The organism is Candidatus Planktophila sp., assembly GCF_044232745.1.
Classification (GTDB): domain Bacteria; phylum Actinomycetota; class Actinomycetes; order Nanopelagicales; family Nanopelagicaceae; genus Planktophila.
On sequence record NZ_JBIILI010000016.1, the window covers coordinates 1 to 5,905 of the forward strand.

The 5,905-nt window shown below is 46.3% G+C and carries 5 protein-coding genes and 1 tRNA gene; all 6 read left to right on the forward strand.

Going from position 1 to position 5,905, the window contains the following annotated elements:
- Window positions 1-929 (forward strand): glycine--tRNA ligase (locus tag AC9UGD_RS06060; protein ID WP_509570937.1); only part of this gene is annotated, 929 nt, incomplete at its 5' end.
- Entirely contained in the window at window positions 899-2,065 is a 1,167-nt protein-coding gene (dusB, locus tag AC9UGD_RS06065) for a tRNA dihydrouridine synthase DusB (protein ID WP_509570940.1), read from the forward strand. The genes AC9UGD_RS06060 and dusB, both read left to right, overlap by 31 nt.
- Window positions 2,066-2,719: a YdcF family protein gene (locus tag AC9UGD_RS06070; RefSeq protein ID WP_509570943.1), complete on the forward strand. Its 654-nt coding sequence runs from the start codon at window positions 2,066-2,068 to the stop codon at window positions 2,717-2,719. It abuts the gene before it with no gap.
- Window positions 2,716-3,930, forward strand: coding sequence for a deoxyguanosinetriphosphate triphosphohydrolase (locus AC9UGD_RS06075; protein WP_509570945.1), 1,215 nt, complete (start codon window positions 2,716-2,718; stop codon window positions 3,928-3,930). The genes AC9UGD_RS06070 and AC9UGD_RS06075 overlap by 4 nt, the downstream gene beginning before the upstream one ends.
- A gap of 9 nt (window positions 3,931-3,939) precedes the next feature.
- On the forward strand, window positions 3,940-5,781 hold the full coding sequence (gene dnaG, locus AC9UGD_RS06080) for a DNA primase (RefSeq protein WP_509570947.1): 1,842 nt from the start codon (window positions 3,940-3,942) through the stop codon (window positions 5,779-5,781).
- Between the two features lie 49 nt (window positions 5,782-5,830).
- A tRNA-Asn gene (locus AC9UGD_RS06085) sits at window positions 5,831-5,902 on the forward strand.
- Window positions 5,903-5,905: the final 3 nt, after the last annotated feature.

Sequence of the window (5,905 nt, forward strand, 5' to 3'; positions counted from 1 at the left end):
ATGAATCTGGGCTTGCATATTTGCGCCCAGAAACTGCGCAAGGAATCTTCATTAACTTTGATCAGGTAATGACAACATCACGCAAGAAGCCACCATTTGGTATTGGCCAAATTGGTAAGTCTTTCCGCAATGAAATTACACCTGGAAACTTTATTTTCCGTACTCGCGAATTTGAGCAGATGGAGATGGAGTTCTTTGTTGTTCCGGGTAGCGATGAAGAATGGCATCAATACTGGATCGATACACGCATGGCTTGGTATGTGGATCTTGGTATTAACCCAGATCGCCTTCGTGTTTATGATCATCCGAAAGAGAAGTTGTCACACTATTCAAAGCGCACAGCAGATATTGAATACAAGTTCGAATTCGCCGGAACTGAGTGGGGCGAGCTAGAAGGCATTGCAAACCGTACAGATTTCGATTTAAAGGCGCACTCCGCTGCATCGGGTAAAGATCTTTCATACTTTGATCAGGAAAAGGGCGAACGCTGGACGCCATTTGTTATTGAACCTGCAGCAGGTGTTGATCGCTGCACACTCACATTCTTGATGGATGCATTTACAGAAGATGAAGCGCCAAATAGCAAAGGTGAAATGGAAAAGCGTGCAGTATTAAAGCTTGATCATCGCCTGGCACCAATTAAGGCTGCTGTTCTGCCTTTGTCACGTAACGCTGATTTGTCTCCAAAGGCGCGCGATCTTGCTACACAGCTTCGCAAAAACTGGAATATTGATTTTGATGATGCAGGCGCAATTGGTCGCCGTTACCGTCGTCAAGATGAAATCGGTACTCCATATTGCATCACCATTGACTTTGAAACACTTGAAGACAATGCGGTGACAATTCGCGATCGCGACACAATGGCGCAAGAGCGCATCGGCCTAGATCAGGTCGAGGCATGGTTAGCACCTCGTTTACTAGGTTGCTAAAGCCTCTTTTACTTCCATTAGCAAGCGGTGATCACTACATAGATCCACCGGTTGTTCTAGCGCCCATGGCTGGAATCACCAACGCACCATTTCGCACATTATGTCGTGAACAAGGTGCAGGATTATTTGTTTCTGAAATGGTTACAGCTCGTGCATTGATAGAACGCCGCCCAGAAACTTTACGAATGATTGTTCCTGGCAAAGATGAATGGCCACGTTCAGTCCAGCTGTACAGCGTTGATCCAACAACGATGCGTGCAGCAGTGACAATGATTGGAAAAGAAAATCTTGCCGATCACATTGATATGAACTTTGGCTGCCCTGTTCCGAAGGTGACACGTAAAGGTGGGGGAGCGGCACTTCCTTTTAAACGTAAGTTGTTCAGTAACATTGTTGGAGCAGCAGTTGAAGCCGCAAAGCCATTTGGTCTTCCAGTGACGGTAAAAATGCGCATCGGCATTGATAGCGATCATGAAACTTATTTAGAGGCAGCCAAATCTGCAGCAGATCTAGGTGTTGCCTGGGTTGCATTACATGCTCGAACTGCAGCACAGATGTATGAAGGAAAAGCTGATTGGTCTGCGATTGCACGTCTAGTAGAGCATTTAAAGCCAACCGGAGTGCCGGTTTTAGGCAATGGAGATATTTGGTCTGGCCACGATGCAATCAACATGATTGAAGAAAGCGGATGCGCCGGCGTTGTTGTAGGTCGTGGTTGTTTAGGGCGACCATGGTTGTTTACTGATTTAGTTTCTGCGCTTAAGGGTGAAGGCAAGCAAATCACACCAACTTTGCACGAAGTACGCGAAGTTATGTTCCGCCATGCAAATCTGATTGTCGAATACTTAGAATCAGAAGATCGCGGAATGCGCGATATGCGAAAGCACATGGCCTGGTATCTGAAGGGCTTCCGAGTTCCACGTGAAATTAGACATGACCTTGGCATGGTTTCTTCATTGCAAGAGATGCGAAATCTTTTGGATCAATTGGAAGATCAGCCCTATCCAACAGAGGTTGGCGAAAAACCGCGCGGTCGCACTAGCCATGGACGCCCTCCGACTTTGCCAGATGGTTGGCTAAACGACCCTGATGAACTAGTTCATGTCGAACTAGAGGATGCGTTTTCAGGCGGATAAATGTTTATATTCAGATGGATTCGCCGGACAATTTCTTTGATAATAATTATTGCTTTAATTGGCCCTGCCTATGGCGTGTCACAGGTCTGGCGCGCTGCTAAGAATCCAGTTGTTAGACAAGCAGATGTCATTGTAGTTTTAGGAACCGCGCAATTAAACGGTAAGCCAGGTGATGCTCTGGAAGCACGTCTGGTAGAAGCTAAACGAATCTATGATCTTGGATTTGCACCATCAATAATCACTGTTGGTGCTGGCGCACCAGGGGATAGAACAACCGAAGCTGCATCAGGTAAATACTGGCTTCGTACAAATGGGATCCCAGCAAAGAAAATTACTGCAATTGAAGAAGGCCGAGATACTTTGGTAAGCACAAAAGCCTATGCAGCGGTTATGAAAAAACGCTATGTCAGTGACGTCATCATTGTGACTGATCCGTATCACTGCAAGCGCGCTATGGCGATGGCAAATGATCAAGGGATTGTTAGCACATGTTCACCGGTGCAAACCGGACCTAATACAATCGCAAAAAGTGGCTACAAATACCTGCTTCGCGAAGCTGGTGCCTATTTGGTCTACATAACTGTAGGTAAACGTGGCATTCAGATAAGTGATCACTTACCTGAAGCAGACATTGTCACTAAGGTATTTCCATGAGTTACAGCGCATTTGACCAAGAACGGTTCTTAGACGAACCAGCAAAGCGCGCTGGCCGGACAGAGTTTATGCGCGATCGCGCGCGAGTAATTCATTCAGCCGCATTACGACGATTAGCGGCAAAGACACAAGTTGCAGTCCCTTGGGAAAATGATTTTCAACGCACCAGACTTTCACATTCATTAGAGTGCGCACAGATTGGCCGCGAACTGGGCGAATCACTGGGGGCAGATCCAGATTTACAAGACACTGCATGTCTTGCCCACGATTTAGGTCATCCACCTTTTGGGCACAATGGCGAAGAAGCATTGGCAGAGATCGCACAAGGTTTTGGTGGCTTCGAAGGTAATGCGCAAAGTTTCAGATTATTAGTTCGCTTAGAGGCCAAGACTGTTGATGTAAATGGCAAAAGTATTGGACTGAATTTAACGCGTGCATCTTTAGATGGTGCTACAAAATACCCTTGGCCACGATCTGAAAACCCTCGTAAATTTGGTGTTTACGATGATGATGTTGAAATCTTTACTTGGATGCGCACAAATGCACCTGTTGGTAAAAAATGTATTGAAGCGCAGATTATGGATTGGTCTGATGACTGTGCTTATTCTGTACACGATTTAGAAGATGCAATCTTTGCGGGTCAAGTATCAGTAAAGAATTTTGAACAAGACTTTGCAGATCTCTATAAAGTTATGACAGTTGATTACAAGAGTGATGCCACAGAACAAGAAGCACTGGCTGCACATTCACGACTATCAGCGCTTTCTGCATGGCCACATTATTATGATGGAAGCCATCGCAGTCTTGCGCGCATGAAGGATTCAACCAGCCAACTAATTGGTCGATTCGTAATGGCGGCCGAGGTACAAACTCGTAAAGTCCATGGGGATGGCCCACTTTCTCGCTATGGCGCAGATTTAGAAATTCCTCGCGAACAAAAACTCGAAGTAGATTTCTTAAAGGCGATTGCTGGGCATTACTTAATCAACGCTGCACATTCACAGGACCGATATGCAAAACAGCAGGTAATCATTGCTGAGCTAGTAGAGATGCTTTTGAAATATCCGGGCGAACTAGATTCGTACTTCCAAAAGCCCTGGAACGAAGCGGCAGATGAAATCGCCAAAATGCGCGTGATTATTGACCAAGTTGCTGCCCTTACTGACCCGGGTGCCTATGCCTTGCATGCACGCCTACTTGCTAATCGGTAGGGTACGAACATGAGTGGTCGCATTAGAGATGAGGATGTTGCATACATCCGCGATCGTGCACCTATCGATGAAGTCGTTGCAGATTATGTGCAGTTAAAAAATGCCGGCGGTGGCCAGAAAAAGGGTTTGTGCCCATTTCATGATGAAAAGTCCCCTTCCTTTCATGTGACACCAAGCAAAGGATATTTCCATTGTTTTGGTTGCCAAACTGGTGGCGATGCAATTGCTTTTTTGATGAAGATTGATCACCTAACCTTTACAGAAACAATCGAACGTCTTGCCGATCGCATCGGCTACACACTTCGTTATGACGAAGGATCTAGCACCGGACCGGTGGTTACTTCAGGAACTCGCAACCGATTAATCGCAGCACATGCAGAGGCAGCAAAGTTTTATCAAGAACAGCTCAATTCATCTCCGGGTGCTGCGCACGGCCGCGAATTACTGACAAAGCGAGGCTTTGATAAAGCTGCTTGTGAACAGTTTGGTGTTGGTTATTCACCAGATGAGTGGGATGGCCTGACAAAACATTTGCGAGCATTGGGATACACAATCGATGAACTAGAACTTGCCGGACTTTCAAAGATGGGTCAACGTGGACCTATCGATAAGTTCCGAAATCGATTGATGTGGCCGATCAAAGATATTTCTGGAGACATCGTTGGATTTGGAGCTAGGAAATTAGCCAGTGACGCTGACGATCAAGGTCCAAAGTACTTAAATACATCTGAAACTCCGATTTATAAGAAAAGCCAGGTGTTATACGGCCTGGATGTTGCTAAGAAGGAAATCGCTAAAAAACGTCAAGCAGTAATTGTAGAAGGCTATACCGACGTGATGGCAGCGCACCTTGCAGGGATCACAACAGCGGTTGCTACATGTGGCACCGCATTTGGCGCAGACCATATTCGTATTTTGCGCAGATTGTTAATGGATGATGATGCTTTTCGTGGCGAAGTGATCTTTACCTTCGATGGTGATGCAGCAGGACAAAAAGCTGCCCTTCGCGCATTTAGCGAAGACCAAAAGTTTGTGACTCAAACATTTGTTGCAGTAGAACCAGATGGGCTGGATCCCTGTGAGCTTCGTCAAGAAAAGGGAGATCTTGCATTGCGCGATTTGATTGCGCGTCGTGTTCCACTCTTCGAGTTTGCCATCCGCGCAGAATTAGCGCATCACAAATTAGATTCAGCAGAAGGTCGGGTTAACGCATTAAATGCGGCAGCACCATTAGTTGCTCAAATTCGCGACAAATCATTGCGCCCCGAATACACACGTTTGCTTGCAGGATGGTTGGGTGTTGAAGTTGAAATAGTTACTCGCGCAGTTTCGCGTGGTGTTAAGGCTGCACCGGTCAATCAAAGCGCAGTAGAAGAAACAACTGCGCAACCAAATTTTAGACCAGATCCCAATGAAGCTCGATTGATATTAGAACGAGAAGTATTAAAGGCAAAGTTGCAAGAGCCATCATTGTTTGTGGGTGAACTATGGAGTTCAATAGAAGCAGGAGCTTTTACTCACCCTGCATATGTGGCGTTACGCTCGGCGATTGATTCTGTCGAAAGGATCGCTCCAGAAAATATCGTTGATGAAAACGTAAAGGCTTTGTTTACAGAGTTAACGGTCGAACCGATCCGCGCCGATGGAAAGCCAACCGCTGTGTACGTTGCAAGCATCGTGGCGCGTTTGCGAGAAGTGGCAATCTCACGATCTATTGCCGAACTAAAGTCATCACTTCAGCGCTTAAATCCAGTAGAAAATGAGATCGAATACACCGCCGCTTTTGCCCAATTAGTTGCACTAGAAAGTGCCCGCCGTTCTTTGCATGATTTGGCGCTCGGCAGCCTCTAGTTTTTGCCCAAACCCGTGTGTGCGCTAGAGTTTGCGCTTGCACCGTTAATCCCTGATAGCTCAACGGCAGAGCAGTCGACTGTTAATCGACAGGTTCTTGGTTCGAATCCAAGTCAGGGAGCAT

Bases quoted from the DNA above. Each gene is read 5' to 3' on its own strand.
- dusB (WP_509570940.1), top strand. From the start codon at position 899: ATGGTTAGCACCTCGTTTACTAGGTTGCTAAAGCCTCTTTTACTTCCA.
- AC9UGD_RS06070 (WP_509570943.1), top strand. From the start codon at position 2,066: ATGTTTATATTCAGATGGATTCGCCGGACAATTTCTTTGATAATAATT.
- AC9UGD_RS06075 (WP_509570945.1), top strand. From the start codon at position 2,716: ATGAGTTACAGCGCATTTGACCAAGAACGGTTCTTAGACGAACCAGCA.
- dnaG (WP_509570947.1), top strand. From the start codon at position 3,940: ATGAGTGGTCGCATTAGAGATGAGGATGTTGCATACATCCGCGATCGT.